15 protein-coding genes are annotated in these 17,112 nt (G+C 61.8%); 7 read left to right on the top strand and 8 right to left on the bottom strand.

Annotated features, from left to right (window positions below; genetic code table 11):
* Window positions 1-193: 193 nt before the first annotated feature.
* From ACIQUG_RS23130 to ACIQUG_RS23100, 7 genes are all read left to right on the top strand, one after another.
* Entirely contained in the window at window positions 194-442 is a 249-nt protein-coding gene (locus ACIQUG_RS23130) for a hypothetical protein (RefSeq protein ID WP_402324344.1), read from the top strand.
* A 160-nt stretch (window positions 443-602) separates the two neighbouring features.
* Entirely contained in the window at window positions 603-1,100 is a 498-nt protein-coding gene (locus ACIQUG_RS23125; RefSeq protein ID WP_402324343.1) for a hypothetical protein, read from the top strand.
* Between the two features lie 243 nt (window positions 1,101-1,343).
* The gene (locus ACIQUG_RS23120; RefSeq protein ID WP_402324342.1) at window positions 1,344-2,687 is read left to right on the top strand and encodes an extracellular solute-binding protein; all 1,344 of its coding nucleotides are present in this window, start codon (window positions 1,344-1,346) and stop codon (window positions 2,685-2,687) included.
* 75 nt (window positions 2,688-2,762) lie between these two features.
* Window positions 2,763-3,653 carry a carbohydrate ABC transporter permease gene (locus ACIQUG_RS23115; RefSeq protein ID WP_060521199.1) on the top strand — a complete coding sequence of 297 codons (891 nt, stop codon included), beginning with the start codon at window positions 2,763-2,765 and terminating at the stop codon, window positions 3,651-3,653.
* 7 nt (window positions 3,654-3,660) lie between these two features.
* On the top strand, window positions 3,661-4,548 hold the full coding sequence (locus tag ACIQUG_RS23110) for an ABC transporter permease subunit (RefSeq protein WP_402324341.1): 888 nt from the start codon (window positions 3,661-3,663) through the stop codon (window positions 4,546-4,548).
* Between the two features lie 42 nt (window positions 4,549-4,590).
* Window positions 4,591-5,712 (top strand): sn-glycerol-3-phosphate import ATP-binding protein UgpC, encoded by a 1,122-nt coding sequence (locus ACIQUG_RS23105; protein WP_402324339.1) that lies wholly within the window; start codon window positions 4,591-4,593, stop codon window positions 5,710-5,712.
* Window positions 5,713-5,739: 27 nt separating this feature from the next.
* Window positions 5,740-6,654 (top strand): TIM barrel protein, encoded by a 915-nt coding sequence (locus ACIQUG_RS23100; RefSeq protein WP_402324338.1) that lies wholly within the window; start codon window positions 5,740-5,742, stop codon window positions 6,652-6,654.
* Between the two features lie 352 nt (window positions 6,655-7,006).
* Here the strand turns inward: ACIQUG_RS23100 and ACIQUG_RS23095 are convergent, their stop codons facing one another.
* From ACIQUG_RS23095 to ACIQUG_RS23060, 8 genes are all read right to left on the bottom strand, one after another.
* Window positions 7,007-7,231 (bottom strand): hypothetical protein, encoded by a 225-nt coding sequence (locus tag ACIQUG_RS23095; protein WP_402324336.1) that lies wholly within the window; start codon window positions 7,229-7,231, stop codon window positions 7,007-7,009.
* A gap of 195 nt (window positions 7,232-7,426) precedes the next feature.
* Entirely contained in the window at window positions 7,427-7,957 is a 531-nt protein-coding gene (locus ACIQUG_RS23090) for an NUDIX hydrolase (protein WP_402324334.1), read from the bottom strand.
* 568 nt (window positions 7,958-8,525) lie between these two features.
* Window positions 8,526-9,872, bottom strand: a complete 1,347-nt coding sequence (locus ACIQUG_RS23085) for an aspartate aminotransferase family protein (protein WP_402324332.1) — start codon at window positions 9,870-9,872, stop codon at window positions 8,526-8,528.
* 21 nt (window positions 9,873-9,893) lie between these two features.
* The gene (locus ACIQUG_RS23080) at window positions 9,894-10,337 is read right to left on the bottom strand and encodes a GNAT family N-acetyltransferase (protein WP_402324331.1); all 444 of its coding nucleotides are present in this window, start codon (window positions 10,335-10,337) and stop codon (window positions 9,894-9,896) included.
* A 55-nt stretch (window positions 10,338-10,392) separates the two neighbouring features.
* Window positions 10,393-12,348 carry a hydantoinase B/oxoprolinase family protein gene (locus tag ACIQUG_RS23075; RefSeq protein ID WP_402324329.1) on the bottom strand — a complete coding sequence of 652 codons (1,956 nt, stop codon included), beginning with the start codon at window positions 12,346-12,348 and terminating at the stop codon, window positions 10,393-10,395.
* Window positions 12,341-14,380, bottom strand: a complete 2,040-nt coding sequence (locus ACIQUG_RS23070) for a hydantoinase/oxoprolinase family protein (RefSeq protein WP_402324328.1) — start codon at window positions 14,378-14,380, stop codon at window positions 12,341-12,343. The genes ACIQUG_RS23075 and ACIQUG_RS23070 overlap by 8 nt, the downstream gene beginning before the upstream one ends.
* Window positions 14,381-14,477: 97 nt before the next feature.
* Window positions 14,478-15,449: a helix-turn-helix domain-containing protein gene (locus ACIQUG_RS23065; RefSeq protein ID WP_402324327.1), complete on the bottom strand. Its 972-nt coding sequence runs from the start codon at window positions 15,447-15,449 to the stop codon at window positions 14,478-14,480.
* A 294-nt stretch (window positions 15,450-15,743) separates the two neighbouring features.
* On the bottom strand, window positions 15,744-17,111 hold the full coding sequence (locus tag ACIQUG_RS23060) for an amidase (protein WP_402324326.1): 1,368 nt from the start codon (window positions 17,109-17,111) through the stop codon (window positions 15,744-15,746).
* Window position 17,112: the final 1 nt, after the last annotated feature.

The following is a 17,112-nucleotide window of genomic DNA, read 5'->3' as shown; positions in this document are numbered from 1 at the left end:
ACTTTGCCGAAGAATTCTGGCGCACGATCCACCCCAAAGCGCAATTGACGGGCTATTTTGCCGGCGGCGAGCTCCGACTGCCCCGGAGGCAGTCGCGACCGGATGGCTGCCTTGAACAAAATCGTACCCGGGGCTTCGGAACCGATGGCGCCGTGCTCAGTTTCTCCTTCATACGCGAAAGGAGATGAAAGCGATGGCCAAAGACGACGATCTGAAAGCGGGCTTCACAGGCACACCCGAAGAACCCCTTGCCGGTATGCGCAAAGCTGCACAGACAGCCAGCGAAGCAGTAAAGAGGGAAACGACCGCCGTCGCGACCGCCGCGGCACAACATCCTCACACCGCGACCACCCTCAGCGTGCTGATCGGCGCGCTCGCCTTTACCATCGGCTACGTCGTGGGACGATCATCGGTCGATACCGGGCGGGGATACTGGCGATAAACCGGCCAGCCGGCGAGGCTGATGTTTCGCCGGCGCCTCTTAAATCACGACAACTTCCTCCTTACCATGAATTTAGGTAGCGCTAATATCCATTGACTGCAGCGTGCACTGTGCAAAGCTGAAAGCTCTTGATTGTGCCACGACGCTGCAGGGATCCTTCATGTTTTTGGTCCGCACCGATCTCGATGTCGCCATCACGCGATGGCGCGAGATCATCTTGACGTCCTTGCCGTGGGACCGACTTGGCGGCTACGTCGCGTTGCGCAAACATGATTTGACCATCGAACTCCACGACCTCGATGAGGATAGCGATCTGCTCGTCTTTGCAACCGATGGCGAAGCTCTGGCCAGCCGGTTCCGTTCAGCCTATCCCTTTGTGGTGACATACGGCAGGAACCCCGGCTATCCGCTTGAATATCTGGTCTGGCTTTCATTCCATATGCAAGCGAACTTCGATCGGTTGGGCGCCCTGGAGATGAGCGCGACTTACGAGGACGAAGAGGGCGACATCGAGAGCATGTCTGCCGTGGCCATGGGCTTCTCACGTCAGGCCGACCTTGAAGACTTTATTGCGCGGTTCGACGGCAAGGACCTGAGCCAAGACCTGTTGTTCGGCTACGACGCATACCTGTCGGAGGTGGGAGCGAAAGTCGACTGAGGCCGCGCCTCTTTTTCCGCCCCACTTAGTCCTATTGCGAACCAAGCGGGTTTTCAGGCCCTTCCGGTCGGCCAGGGCCAAGGGAGATTGGTTGGCCTGCCTGTCGCGCGCCAGCGTTACGAAACTTTCATTTTATCATCATGCAGATTGTCACGGACTGTCACACGCAACTGTTAGCAAGCGCCCCGGCTTCATCGTGCCACCGATCCTGGTGTCCGCCATCCTGCAAGGAGCGTTTTGCAAATGAGAGTCTCCGTCACTACTTCCGTATTCCTCGGCCTGATGGCGAGCGTCGCGTTCGGCGCGTCGGCTGCGGCCGCCGAAAAGACGAAATTCGAATTCTGGTACGGCCTTTCGGGCGACCTCGGCGAACGCGTCCAGGATGCCTGCAAGAAGTTCAACGACAGCCAGTCGGAGTTCGAGATCGTCTGCACCTCGCAAAACGGTTACGACACGACCCTGCAGAACACGATTGCCGCCTACCGCGCCAAGAAGCAGCCGGCGATCACCCAGATCTATGATGCCGGCACGCTCGACATGATGCTGTCCGGCGCCTTCGTGCCCGCCAAGAAGCTGATGGCCGACAACGGCTATACGATCGACTGGAACAACTATTTCGGCGGCATCGCCAATTACTACGCCACAGCAAAGGGCGCACTGAACTCCTTCCCGTTCAACTCCTCCACCGCGATGTTCTACTACAACGTCGACGCCTTCCAGAAGGCCGGCATCGACTTCAAGCCGGACACCTGGGAGCAGGTCGAGGAAGCGGCCCGCAAGCTGAAGACGGCCGGTTTCGAATGCCCGCTGGCGTTCAACTTCGACACCTGGCCGCTGATGGAGCAGTTCTCGGCCATCCATAACCAGCCGATCGCCACCCAAGCGAACGGTTACAATGGCCTCAACGCCGAGCTTGTCGTCAACAAGACCAAGTTCGTCGACCATGTGAAGTTCTTCAAGAAAATGGCCGACGAGAAGCTCTTCGTCGTCAAGACCAAGCAGCTCGGCATGGACATCGTCCCAGCCTTCACCTCCCAGACCTGCCAGATGATCCAGACCTCGGTCGCCGACCACGGCACCATCGGCAAGACCCTGCCTGAGGGTGTGAAGTGGGAAGTCGCCATGTTGCCGGTCTGGAAGGGCACCGAGCGGCAGAACTCGCTCGTCGGCGGCGCCTCGCTTTGGGTGCTCGCCGGTCGTCCGGAAGCCGAATACAAGGGCGCGGCCGCCTTCCTCAACTACCTTGCGACGCCGGAAATGGCCGAGTGGTGGTCGACGGTAACCGGCTACATCCCGGTGACCAAGACCGGTTTCGACGCCATGAAGGCCAATGGCTTCTATGACAAGGCTCCCTACAAGGGCCGCGAATTCGCCATCCAGAGCCTGTCCTTCACCCCGACCTCGGAAAACACCCGCGGCATTCGCCTCGGCGGCTTCACGCAGATCCGCAAGGAATTCGCAACCGCCCTCGAAGCGATCTTCATGCAAAACGCAGACGTACAGGCCGAGCTCGACAAGACGGTCGAACGCGGCAACGCCGTTCTGCGCCGCTTCGAGAAGACCTACGCCGGACAGACGCTGAACTAAGATCCGATCCGCCCGGAGCCTGCCGCGATATCGGCGGGCTCCGATCGCTCTTCTTGCGCATTGGAATTTCGACATATGGACAAGCGCGCGGCCTTTCGCAGCTGGTGGCTGCCGAGCCTTTTCGCCCTGCCGCAGATCATTTTGATCCTGCTCTTTTTCTACTGGCCAGCGGTCGCCGTGTTGCGATGGGCCTTCACGCTGGAGCCGCCGTTCGGCGGGGCGGCAGAGTTCGTCGGCTTGGCAAACTTCCAGGAAGTGTTTGCCGATCCGCTCTACTGGAACTCGGTCGGCGTCAGCCTGGCATTTGCCCTTTGCGGCACGCTTGCCACCATTTTTATCGGCCTTGTCCTTGCCCTTGCGGTCGACCGGCAACTGCCGGGTTCCGCGCCGTTCCGGTTCCTCTACATTCTGCCCTATGCGATTGCCGGGCCTGCAGCCGGCATGGCCTTCCGCTTCATCCTGTCGCCGGAGCGCGGGCTGATGGCATCCGTCAACGCCGCCTTTCCGGATTTCTGGAACCCGGCCAAGTACGGCAGCCACGCCCTCATCCTCGTCATCGTCGTCTTTGCCTGGAAATGGGCGGGCTACACGTTCATCTTCCTGCTTGCCGGCCTGCAGTCGGTTCCGCGTTCGCTGATCGAGGCGGCCGCGATGGACGGCTGCGGCCCGATCCGTCGCGCGGTCGATATCCAGATCCCGTTGTTGGCGCCAACGCTCTTCTTCCTGCTGGTCATCATGATGACCGAGGGTTTCGTCGGCGCTGACACCTACGGCATCGTCGCCCGCACGACCGATGGCGGCCCGAACCACGGCACTGACGTGATGGTCTACCGCATCGTCGAGGAGGCGTTCCGCGGCCTGAACTACTCCGGTGCGTCCGCCCAGAGCCTCGTGCTCATCGGCCTCATCATGATTTTCACCTTCATCCAGTTCCGCTTCATCGAGCGCCAGGTCCATTACAAGTGAGGCTCCCATGATCCAGCGGACACCCTTTGCCAACGCCCTGACCTATGGCGTGATGATCTTCGGCTTCCTGCTTTTGATCGGCCCCTTCATCGTCATCGTGTCGGGCGCCAGCCAGACTTTCCAGCAGGTCAACGCCATTCCCTTCAGCTTCGTGCCGCAGGATCGCCTTTTCGAGAACATGGGTGCGGCCTGGTCGCGCGCCAGTCTCGGGACGGCGATGCTGAACAGCTTCGTGATGGCGAGCCTCGTCACGGTCGGCAAAGTGGCGCTGTCGGCGCTGACGGCCTTTGCCATCGTGTTCTTCCGAACACCCTTGAAAGGCTTCTTCTTCTGGATGGTGTTCATCACCCTGATGCTGCCGCTCGAAGTACGCGTGGTGCCGACCTATGCCGTCGCCGCCGACCTGTTCCAACCGATCCGCTTGCTGATTTCCGCCGTCACCGGCTTCGAGGTCTCCGTCGATTGGAACCTTCTCAATTCCTATGCCGGCCTCACTTTGCCGTTGATCGCCACGGCGACCGGAACCTTCCTCTATCGCCAGTTCTACCTGACCCTGCCGGACGAACTGGCGGAGGCTGCGCGCATGGACGGGTCGGGCGCGATCCGCTTCTTCATCGACATGCTGCTTCCGCTCTCGCGCACCAACATGCTGGCACTGACGACCATCATGTTCGTCTACGGCTGGAACCAGTATCTCTGGCCGCTCCTGATGGTGACGGACCCGCAATACAAGACCACGATGATGTCGCTGGTAGCGCTCCTGCCCGCCGACAACGGCACGCCGGACTGGAATGTGACGCTCGCCGGTTCGCTGATCATCATGCTGCCACCGCTCGTCGTCGTCGCCGTCTTACAGCGGTGGTTCGTTCGCGGCCTCGTGGCCACGGAAAAATGACCCCGCTTTCCCCAATCAGAACAGACAGAGAGGTCCGCGCTCATGGCTGACATCGCAATTCGCGCCGTGCGTAAATCCTACGGCAAGAACCCCACCCTGCACGGCATCGACCTCGCTTTCGCATCCGGAGAATTCGTCGTGATCCTCGGCCCGTCCGGCTGCGGGAAATCGACGCTTCTGCGGATGATCGCGGGGCTTGAGGAGATCACCGCAGGTGAGATCGCGATCAACGGAAAAGTTGTGAACAAGCTCGAACCGCGCGAACGCGGCTGCGCCATGGTGTTCCAGAACTACGCCCTCTACCCGCACATGACCGTTGCGGGAAACATCGGCTACGCGCTGAAGGTGGCGGGCGTTGCAAAGGCGGAGCGGCTTCGCCGGATCGAGGAAACGGCCAAGATCGTCGGGCTTTCCGACTATCTCGATCGCAAGCCGGCCGCCCTTTCCGGCGGTCAGCGGCAGCGCGTCGCCATGGCGCGCGCGATCATTCGCGAGCCGAACGTGTTCCTGTTCGACGAACCGCTGTCGAACCTGGATGCCAAGCTCCGCGTCACCATGCGGGCTGAAATCCGCAAGCTGCATCAGCGTCTGGCAGCAACGTCTGTCTTCGTCACGCACGACCAGGTGGAAGCAATGACCTTGGCCGACAAGCTGGTGGTGATGAACAAGGGCGTGGTCGAGCAGGTGGGCCAGCCGCTCGACATCTATCACCGGCCGGCAAGCGTCTTCGTCGCATCCTTCATCGGCTCACCGGCGATGAACCTGTTCGAAGCCACCGTCGATGTTGAAAATGCGTGCCTCACATTCGGCGGCACCAAGATGCCGGTCAACAAGGGCCTTGCCACGCGACTGGGCGCAAGACAGATCACCGTCGGCATTCGACCGGAACAATGCGTCGTTGCGCCGGACGGCGTCTCGATCAAGGTGGATTTCATCGAGGAGCTCGGCTCCGGCCGCGTCATTCACTCGGACCTGAACGGCTATCCTTTCGCCGCCGCTGTCGACGAGCATCTGCGCGTGCGGCCGGGCGATCGCGTTACCCTGAAGCTGCCGCTCGCACACCTCCACCTCTTCGACAAGGAAACCGGTCGCCGGATCGAGATCGATCTGGAGCCGCGCGCCGTGAGCAGTTCCGCCAGCCAACCGACACTCCAAGCAGTCTGAACACTTCCATAGATCAGGAGAACCGTAATGAACGACATCATTTCCGCCGTGGGATTCTGCAACCGGACAGGCAAGGGCGATCTTTCGAGCCTTGACGCCTCGCTCCGTGAAGTTGCCGAGACGGGCGCCGACGCCTGCGAGATCGGGATCTATGGCGAAGAGATCGTCAGCGGCGGTCGCATCATCGAAGACCGTGTCCAGCGCGTCGCCGAGATCACCAAGAAGTACACGTTCGACAAGCTGTCGCTGCACGGCCAGATCGTCTCCAATTTCATGGATCGCCAGCACCACCATCTGCAGAAGAAGGTCGTGAGGGCGATGCTTGAACTCTGCGATCGGCTTGGCGCGGGGATCCTCGTCCACCACTCCGGCGCAGCACAGCTTGCCGCCGGCGAGAGCGCCGCGGATCTCGACAAGATGGAACGCGACGCTCTTGCGGAGATGGCGGACGTCGCAAAAGGTTACGGCGTTCGCATCGCACTTGAGAACATCTTCACCACGGAAAGCGGCCAATACCGGCAGACGCCGAGCCAGGTTGCCGAAACGGTGCGGGCGATCGGTTCCGACAACGTCGTCGCGCTCATCGACTTCTCGCATGCCTATATCGAGGCCACGCATCGCGGGCTCGATTTCCGCGACGAACTCAGGGCCATGGCCCCGGTGACCGGTCACCTGCATGTGCACGACAGCTTCGGCCTGCCCTATACCATGAACCGCTTTTATCATCCGGCAGAAGCGACTGCGCTCGGCATCGGTGACCTGCATCTGCCGATCGGCTGGGGCGACATTGCCTGGGATGAGATCTTCTCTGAGCTGACCTTCCTTCCGGATACGACGCTGATCATGGAAATTGGCGCCGAGCGCTTTGCCGATCAGCAGCCGGCGTCCCTGGAGCACGCAAGGCGCCTGGCGGCGCGCGTGGGGCTTCGGCGCGCTGCTTAACGTGTCACCGACCGCCCTGGGGCTGAATAGGCCTTCCGGCTTGTCGCAAGCAAAGACACCGACAGTATCAAACGGTACCGAGGCGCACGATCGACAAGACGTGCGCCTCAACTTGCCCCCAACACCGTGCTTCTGGTCTGCGCCTCTCGGCCGCCCGGCATCGCCTGCGACTGGGCCATGTCGATGAGGTCGTCTCCTGGCGGTGACGTGAAGGGGGACCGAAGATTCCTCCTTCGGCTTTTTGGGCGCCCGACCACCGCAAGCATTTTCATGCGAGGAAAAGAACCGGCGACCAGTGTCTCGATCGCCGGTTCAACCGCCTCAGCGGTCGCGAGATGGACAACAGGGGATGTTAGCAGGTCCTTCTGTCGTCCAGATCCACGCCTTCAAGCTTCGCCATCAGCGTAGCGCGGTCCTCAACTGATCTGAGGCGGACCGTCAAGGCGATACTCTTGACCGGAACCTGCGGGGGAAGGGACAAGGCGATCCCTGGGATGTTCTCGGCGGCCCACTGTTTGAATCGGGGCAGCTTGTTTGCGCCGCTGATCGGCAAAGTATGACTGTATCTGAAGCTCATCGCTTATTCTCTCCGTATGCGGAATTGGCCGGATAGGTCGGCCTTTGAAGGATCAATGCTCGCGAGGTCCTGGCGCCGCTCTTGCCGTCGCAGGTAGTGGCGCCAGGCGATTAGCGTGCGCGACTGACCCTATGGCTGCAGACGGCCTTAACTGGTCGCCGCCATTTTTCGAGGTGCGAGTACGTCGACACGGGCCTAACGCCTCAACATGAGGATCTCGTCGAGCGAGGGTTTCCTACCGCCGACCCCGGTCGGTGCTTCCAAACATTCAGACGCGGCATCCAGGGTGCGCACGAACTCCGAGAGTTCGCGGTCATCAAGCGTGTCTGCCGCCGCTGCGAGCGAAAACCACCGCCGCTGCCTTTGTGCTTTTTCCCGCCAATCAACCAGTGTCCCGCGCACGTTCAGTCCGAACACCGCCACGCGGCAGACAACGTTTGCGCCGCTATCCAGTTGTTTCATGTAGCGATAGGTCGTCACCGGCGCCTTAGAAAGGACGCCGATGACACCGCCCTCTTCCAATGCTTCCCGCGATGCGGTCTGACGGGGCGCAAGGCCCTTCATTGGCCATCCCTTGGGCACGATCCACCGCCCGCTCCTGCGCGACGTGACGAGCAATATCCTTGCTTCGCCATTCCTGGCGATGCGCCAGGGAAGAGCTCCGACCTGCTGCATCTCTTCCGGTGCGGCCTCCGCAGCGGCGCAAATGTTCCTGGTGTTCGTCATTTTCCGCTCCCTTTGCAAAACGCGCAGGGAGCCGGCGGATGCGCGCTCCGTTCGCGCGCGGCGCACGCGTTGCGGCGGGCGGCGGCGCAATGCGTCTTGCACCACGGGCAACGGCGAGCAGAAAGGGGAAGATGCCGGTTGCAAACGATGCAAACGGGGCGAGTTGGAGACGCGGACACGGGTACACTCCGTCAATCATGAACCGCACTGTTGGTCAGTGGATTCCCGGAGCGGCGGGGGCTGTGGCGGCGTTACAGGATCAGGGCAGCCGGCTCCGGGTAAGGGAGCGTGCTTGATCGATGAGCCGCGATATCCTGATGAAAGTTTCCGTATGCATACCCCTCACATCGCCCTTTCTTTCCAGCACATCAATGGGCAATTTTGTCGCGCCGAGAACCTGATGGGCTGGATGTTCGGCGACGGCGACACGATCGTCCTGACGATGAGAAGAAAGGATCTCGTCGCGGGCCGGTTCGATGCCGTCAGGGTCCAGGTTTCCAACCAGAGTGTCATCCCGCCCCAGCCGGAACTGGGCCGAGATAAACGCCCCAGTCGTGGCGCCGGCGCGCTACAGTCCAGAGAGCTCCTTGAGGCTTTTCTCGACGATATCGAACATCTCGTCGACCTGCGCCTTGGTGATGATCATGGGCGGGCAGAAGGCGATCGCGTCGCCGATGTTACGGGAGATCAATCCGTTCTTCTGCAACAGAGCTGCGGCCCGAGCGCCCATCGTCCCCGTCGGCGCGCCGTCGGCAGCCTCCAGTTCCAAGGCCCCGATCAGCCCGACACCGCGCGCTTCGACTGCAAGGGGGTGCCGCTCCAGCGCGTTGAGGCGCTCGAGAAAATGTGGCGCCAGCCGGCGCACGTTTCCGACGAGATCGCGCTCCTCGATGATCGCCAGGTTCTCCAGCGAAACCGCGGCGGCGACGGGATGGCCGCTTGCGGTGTAACCATGGCCGAGCGTGCCGATCCGGTCTGCCTCGGATGCAATAGGCTCGTAGACGCGCGCGTTGATCATCAGCGCCGAGATCGGCTGATAGGACGAGGAGAGCTGCTTGGAGACCGTCATGATATCGGAACGCAGCCCATAGGTTTCCGAGCCGAACATGTTGCCGGTGCGGCCGAATCCGCAGATCACCTCGTCGGCGATGAGCAGAATATCGTAGCGGTCGAGCACTTCCTGGATGGCCGCCCAGTAGCCTTCCGGCGGTACGATGACGCCTCCCGCCCCCATCACCGGCTCGCCGATGAAGGCGGCAATCGTTTCCGGCCCCTCCTCCAGGATCATGGCCTCCAGTTCCTCGGCGCAGCAACGCGAGAAGGCAAGCTCGTCCTGTCCCGGTTCCGCGCCCGTTCGATAGTGCGGGCAGGTCGTGTGCAGGATGTTGGGAAACGGCAGATCAAAGGAACGATGATTGTTGGGCAGGCCGGTCAGGCTCGCACTCAGCGCCGTCACGCCGTGATAGCCCTTGATCCGAGAGATGATCTTCTTCTTTTCGGGTTTGCCGAGCGCGTTGGAACGATACCAGACGAGCTTGATCGCCGTGTCGTTCGCCTCCGAACCGGAATTGGCAAAATAGACCTTGGACATCGGCACTGGCGCAAGAGACACCAGCTTCTCCGCGAGATCGGCGACGGGGCCGTGCGATTTCTGCGAGAAGGTATGGTAGTAGGGCAACTGGCTCAATTGTTTGCGTGCGGCCTCGACGAGCCGCTTCTCGCCGAAGCCGACGGCGACACTCCACAGCCCCGCCATGCCCTCGATGTAGCGTTTGCCGCTGTTGTCGAAGACATGGATGCCCTCCCCCCGCTCGATCACCATCGGCCCTTCGCGTTCCAGGCGTCGGGGATTGGTGTAGGAATGGAGGTGGTACGCCATGTCCCGCGCTTCGGTGGAATTTGGCTGTGCGGTCATCGGCGTCTCCCTGCTGCAATTTCAAAGCGTGATATCATAAGTAATCCAATCGGTACGCGACGCGACCCGGTCATAGAGCGTTCGTGCACGATAATTGTTGTCGCGCGTGATCCAACGGATCGAGTTCCAGCCGCGTTCGCGCCCGATGTCGGCGACCGCACGGATCAGCGTGGTGGCAGCGCCGCTCCCGCGTGCCTCGGGTGCAACGAACAGATCGTCGAGAAAGCCGCCGCGCGCCGCGAATAACGGCCGGATGTATTCGCGAAAGTGCGTCAAGCCGATCGCACGGCCAGCGCCGTCGAGCGCAAGGCGGCATTCGAGCCGGCCGTCCTTGATCCAGCCCCACACCCGATCGCGCATTTCGTCGGTCTGTTCGACGCCGTAGTAGCTGGCAAACCCCGCATGCAGTTCGTTCCACGCTGACCTGTCGCCCTCAGTTACGGCGACGATCGTGATATCATCCATTGTTACCCCCCGACCCCGGGTGGGCCAACCACCCACCCTCCAGGCATTTTCGACACTATTGCCAGGCGGCCGCCGAACGCTTGCGATACATCTCCCGGAACTGGGCCGTGGAGACCGGCAGCAGATCGCCGCTGTCCCAGTCGAGGATGACAGCATAGCGACGCACGGCGTCCAAGGCATCGATCTCACCGGCCTTGAACCGCCTGGAGACATGCTCCGGATCAGCTGCCAGCCAATCGTTGCGTTCCGCCCGGATCTGCCGGCGCAAGGCAACGGTCGCATCCTTGTCAATCTCATAGGCGCAGATTTCCGGATCGATCGGTTGAATGACGACGCCATAGTCCTTGGCAGCGCGTTCGACCGAGACATAGTCGTCGATGACATCCTCCAGCACCCGCTTCGGATCGCGCTCCAGCGGATCACCGAAACCACCACCGCCGGCGGTCGGACGAGAGAAGACGTCGCCTGCTTCGATCGCGACGTCCGAGAAGGTTGCGCCGAGCCACTCCTTTTGCCCGGTCGCCGCGCGCGTCAGCGTCAGCCCGTGCGGTATCGACGGCAGGCCGCCCTCGATACCCCAGACGATCGCCCGCTCGCGGTCGCAGATATAGGAAATGACCGTGCTCTCCGCCTCAAGCATGCGCGAGGTCTTCATGACACCGGCACCCCCGCGCCATTTGCCTGGCCCAGCAGAATCCTTGAGCACCTCGAACTCGGTCGTCAGGATCGGATTTGCGCGCTCCTGCCCCTCGACCGGCTGCGCCATCAGTCCAGTGCCGAAGCAGGCGGTGGTGACATTGCAGCCGTCTTTCCCGTTGCGCCCGCCCCAGCCCCCCGGCAGCCAGTCATAAAACATGAAGATCGGCTTTTCTTTCGCCCGGGCATCGCGCCCACCGGTCAGGAGATATTCGAGGTTGAAGGCGCAGGCGATCGCCCGCTCCGGAATGATCTTCGACCAGATCTCATAGATCGCATTCATGATCTTCTCGAAGGGCATCAGGAAGCCGGTGACCGCCACCGGCCATTTCGCATCGACGATGGAACCTTCCGGGGCAATGATCTCGAAGACGCGGTAAAAGCCGCTGTTGAGCGGAAGGTCCGGGAAGAAGGTTTTCATACCGGCGGCAACTGCCGAGAAGGTGGCGCCGAATGCCGAGTTGTAGATCGACCCGATCGTCGGGTGGCTACCGGTGAAATCGTAGATTACCCGATCGCCCTTGATCGTCAGCTTGACCTTGATTGGGATCATGCCCTCGCTGCCGGCCGGATCGCGATCGATGAAGTCCTGCGTTTCCCAGGTCCCATCCGGCAGCGCTGCGATGCGCTGGCGCATGGCGCGTTCCACATAGTCCTGCACGGCACCGAGGCCCTGCTTCACGGTGCCTTCGCCGTATTTGCCGACGAGCCGAAGGATTTCGCGCTCGCAGACCTGGGTGGCCTGCGCCTGGGCGTGGATGTCGCCAATGATCGAGGCCGGATCACGCGTGTTCGAAGCGATCAGGTTGGCGACGTCCTTGCAGAACCGGCCGCGGTCGAAGAGCCGGATCGGCGTGATGCGCATGCCCTCCTTGAACATCTCCTTCGCAGCCACGTCGAACGAGCCCGGCACGCTGCCGCCGAGGTCCGACCAGTGGCCGTTGGACTGACTGAAGGCGATGATCCGGCCGTCGACGAAAATCGGGCGGATCAGACGTACATCGTTGAAATGGGTGCCGCCGGCATAGGGATCGTTGATGGCATAGACGTCGCCCGGATGCATGTCGCCGTCGAAGGCGCGGATGACGTCCTTGCAGGTGAAATGCAGGGTGCCGACATGCACCGCGATGTCCTGGTTTCCTTGAGCGGCCGAGTTGCCTTCTGCATCATGCAGCGCGCTCGAGAAATCGCGGTTGTAGATGACGAAGGAATAGCAGGTCCTCAATATCTGCTCTGCCATCTGGTCGACGCTGGTGATGAAGGAATTCTTCAGCACCTCGAAGGTGACGGGATCAAGGCTCTGCTGTTCAGACATTCTTCTCACCTTCGATGCGGATGATGATGTTGAGATACCGGTCGACTTCGGCGCGTGTGTCCGGTGGAATGACGACCGTGGAATCGAGCTGTTCGACGATGGCGGGCCCGGAAAGAACGAGCCCGGCCGGCAGGGTTTCGCGCTCGTAGACCGGCGTATCCAGACCACGTTCGCCATCGAACCAGACCGTGCGCCGCGTCTTCGGTTCGGGCACGATGCCCGTCGGCTCATGGCGCGCCAAGGTCGCCTTGGGCACGACGCCGATTGCCTTCAGATTGATGCGGAAGAGGCTCACCGGCGTTTCGTCGCGGCGGAAATTGTATTCGCGCTCGTGTTCGCGGTGGAAGGCTTCGACGAGCGGCGCGATCTCGGTCATGGCCGAAGGGGCTGAAACCGCGAGCGAGCGCCATTGGCCGAGATACATCATGTCGATGCTGCGCTGGAGCACCACGTCCTTTTCGGCGACACCCTCGTGGGCAAGCCGTTCCAGCGCCTCTTTTTCAAGACGGAGGAAGGCTGCCTCGATCGCGGCGGGATCGGCATCGGCCGCCGCCTTCAAGTAGCTTTCCGAGAAGTCGTGCTGCATGTCGACAAGCAGGCAGCCGAGCGCCGAGGTCACGCCGGGATTGGGTGGCACGATCACAGCCGGGATCGAAAGCTCCCGGGCGATCGCCGCCCCGTGCAGCGCGCCGGCACCACCGAATGCGACCAGCGCAAAGTCGCGCGGATCATAGCCACGGCTGATGGAGATCAAACGTACCGCATCGGACATGTTGGCATTGGCGACGCGGATGATCGCGTCCGCAGCCTCGTGCAGACCGAGACCGAAGGGTGCTGCGACGCCGTCCTTGACCGCAACTTCTGCCAGTCCCGCATCAAGCGTGATCTTGCCGCCGGCCAGACTGGTGCCCAAGCGACCGAGGACGACATTGGCATCGGTGTTGGTCGGCTGTTTGTTGCCCTTGCCGTAACAAGCCGGGCCCGGATTGGCGCCGGCCGATTGTGGGCCGTTGCGCAACGAGCCCGCCTCATCCGTCCAGGCAAGCGATCCGCCACCGGCACCGATCGTCAGCACCTCGATCGAAGAGAAGCGGATCGGGTATCCGAATTCGATGAACCAGTCTTTGGTCACCCGCGATTGCCCGTCATAGGCAAGCGACACGTCGGTCGAGGTGCCGCCCATGTCGAGGCCGATCGAGTTTTTGAAGCCGCAAAGTTCGGCGATGTATTTGCTGGCGATCGCGCCGGCGGCGATACCGGAACCGGCAAGCCGGGCGGCAAAGTCCTCCACGCTCTTCGGCGTCATCACCCCGCCGCCCGTATGAAGCAGCAGCAGGTCGCGCTGATAACCGTCCGCGGCAAGGCGCTTGCCGAGCCTCGAGGTATAGTCGACGACAACAGGGCTCAGTGCCGCATTGGCCACCGTGGTCGAAAACCGCTCGTGTTCGAAGATCTCCGGCAGCACTTCCGACGAGGTCGAGACCGGCACGCCGGGCATCACCTCCATCAGGATCTCTTTCATCCGCCGCTCGTTCTCGCCATTCATGAAGGCGTTCATGAAGCAGACCGCGACGGCGGCGACGTTGCGGCGCTTGAGGATACGGGCGACGTCGCGGGCTTCTTTCTCGTCGAGCGGCGTCACCACTTCGCCCTGGGCGTCGACGCGCTCCGATACGACGAGCCGGTCGCGTCTTGGCACGTAGGGCGGCACGACATCCTTGTAGGTATCCCAGAGGTCTTCCTTGTTGGCGCGCCGGATTTCGATGACGTCGCGGAAGCCTTTCGTCGAGACCATCGCCGTGCGCGGCAGGCGCCGGGTGATCAGGGCGTTGGTGGCAACGGTGGTGCCGTGCGAAAACAGCGCCACCTTTTCGAGATCGATGCCGGCCTTTTCCACGCCCGACATGATGCCATCGATCGGATCGACAGAGGATGATGTCTTTTCGACGCGGATGAGGCCAGTCGTCTCGTCCATGATGCAGATGTCGGTGAAAGTACCGCCGACATCGACCGCTACGCGAAGGTTCTGCAAGTTCCGTCTCCTGTCTCGAAGGTAGAAATTGGGCAAGGCTTCGCCATCGGCCAAAGCGACCGCTGGAAAGCGTCACGGTAGGGTGGTCGCTGAACGATCAGCCCGATGCGGGCACACGCTCCTTCAGGTATCTTTCGCGCGCTTCGGTCGGGCTGAGGCCGAAATGCGCCTTGTAATGGCGGCTGAGCTGGGCGTGGTCCCCAAAACCCAAGGCATAGGCGATCTCCGAAACCAGCTTGCGGCAAACGGGATCCCGAAGCATTTCGTCGCAGCGTAGCAACCGCTGCAGCCGGATCCACTGGCATGTCGACGTGCCTTGCTGCTTCATGATCTGGTGCAGATAGCGCACCGAGATGCCGCAGGCCTCGGCAATTGTCTGCGGACCGAGATCGCTTCTGGCGAGATTGGCCCGTACGAAGCTCTCGACCCGGTGCAAGTGGCCGAGTTGAACCGATGTCGCATCCGACATCAGCATGCGCTCGTCCGCTGTCAGCGACATCGCCAGGATGTCGACGAGGTGCTTTCCGGTCATGTCGCGGGCGGATGCATCCATTTCCACGAGCCGCGGCGCGATCAGGCGGATCATGTCGACGAAGAGGGCACCGGTGCCGCGGGTTGAATCGAAGCTCAGCGAGGCAATGCGCTCAGGCAGTCCGACACGGGGTCGTAACGCGACGATCGGCACTTTCAGCACCCAAAGGGTGTTCTTCGCACTATAGCTGAATTCATAAGGCAGATGGCTGCGTTCGACCAGGAAAGCGCCGGGCTTGCAGGTCACTTCCTTGCCGCTCTGCTCGAAGCTGATCTCGGCCTTCTCCGGCACAGTGATCAGGTAGCTCTCCTCGCGCTCATGCAACAGATGCCGTTTCTGCCGGCGGTAAAGCAGGCCGTCAGATTCCAACCGTGACAGTGAGACGGCGCCAAGATCCCAGACGTTGAGTTCGCCGGAAAACTCCTGCGCATTCTGGAAGCGCAGATCGAGCGGAAAATAAGTGCTCGACACGGCCTCGTCCCAATAGCGCTTGCGCTCGAACGCAGCGGTGCCTGCCGTGGAATAACTCACGTCCATGCGAAGCTCCCATCAAGTCCGACGGCCCCTCGCTCGGCTGTTCCCTTGTGCCAAGCGCTGCCGATCTCGGTCATTCTGTGATCCCACCGGCCTTCGTTTCGCGACATCTTTCGTGTCTTGCGCTTGAGGCTTTCGCGGAGGATCTCCTGCAAAGTGCTTCAGCATCCGTTGCGCATTTCATAAGGCGCAGGGCGCTGTAGGGTCAGTAAACTACGGCTCTTGCGGCCCGGCTAGTCGCAAAGTGCGTTCGCTCTTGTCGGTGGGCGTAGTGCCATAGCCTGCAATTCCACGACATCAGCCCACACGAACCACGTCTTCCGCGGCCAGTGCCACGGAAAGAAGATGCGTATCGTGATGCGGCAGAGCGGACAGCAGAAGACCAACCGGCATACCCGCTTCGCCGGTGCCACAGGGCAGCGAGACGCCACACCAATCCAGGAAGTTGCCGATCAATGTGTTGCGCAGCGTCCGGCCATTCGTCTCCACGAACAGGGCGTCATCCGCTTCGAGCGGCACCGTTGGGGGCGCGACGTGCGCGACAGTCGGATAGGCGATGATCTCGCTTGGGCCGACCAACGTCGAAACCTCGGCGACCAATCGGTCGCGGGCGTCAAGGATTGCGATATAGTCGGAGAGTGCGATCTTCTCCCCAAGCCGAGCCCGAGACACGACGCGCCTGTCCATCGATGCGGCATCCGCGCCTTCGAGCCTGAAGCGATGCAAGGCGTATGCCTCGGCCGTTACGAGGGGACCATGAGCGGCAGTGATCTCGAAGATGCGTTTGAAAGCGGGAAACGCCTGACGCCTGACCCTTGCGCCCGCCCGTTCAAGCCGCGACAGCGCCCCTTCGAAGGCAAAGACCACACCGTCTTCAGCTCCATCGAAAACGACATCGGTCGGCACGACGATCGAAAGTCCCTCCAGGCTACCCCTGCGCACTTCCGATGCTGGAAGACCGCGCATCGCGGCATCAACCCAGACGGCATCCTGGACCGTGCGGCAAAGAGGGCCAAGGGAATCGAGGCTTTTTGCCAGCGGGAAGACCCCGCGCATCGAATAGCGACCGCGCGTCGCCTTGTAACCGACGATGCCGTTCAGCGCCGCCGGAATGCGGATCGACCCTCCGGTGTCGGTGCCGATCGAGACCGGCACGAGACCTGCGGCGACCGCAACACCGGACCCGGAAGACGAACCGCCAGGAATGCGCCCGACGTCCTTTGAGCATGGGTTGCGCGGCGTGCCGTAGTGCGGATTGAGCCCGAGGCCGGAGAAGGCGAACTCGCTCATATTGACCCGCCCGACACTGACCATGCCGGCATTGGCGAGAGCAGCCACGACGGCCGCGTCCTCTGTGGCCGCCGGATCATTCTTCAACACGATCGAGCCGGCGGTGGTCGACAGGCCCTTGATCGCGAAGAGATCCTTCCAGGCGACAGGGATACCGTCGAGAAGTCCAAGCGGACGGCCAGACGAAAGCCGCATGTGCGATGCCTCGGCCTCGCGCATCGCCCGTTCCGGCGTGACGACCGTAAAGATCGCCTGATCCGCATGATCCCTGACACGTCCAAGCGTCCACTCCGTGAGCGCGCGCGGGTCGAGTGCCCCGGATTGCAACAACACCGAGAGCTGCGCAATCGAGCGCCCGCTAAGATCCTGCATCATA

The organism is Ensifer sp. NPDC090286 (genome assembly GCF_044769565.1).
Taxonomy (GTDB): Bacteria; Pseudomonadota; Alphaproteobacteria; order Rhizobiales; family Rhizobiaceae; genus Ensifer.
This window is presented reverse-complemented; position numbering and strand designations above follow the sequence as displayed.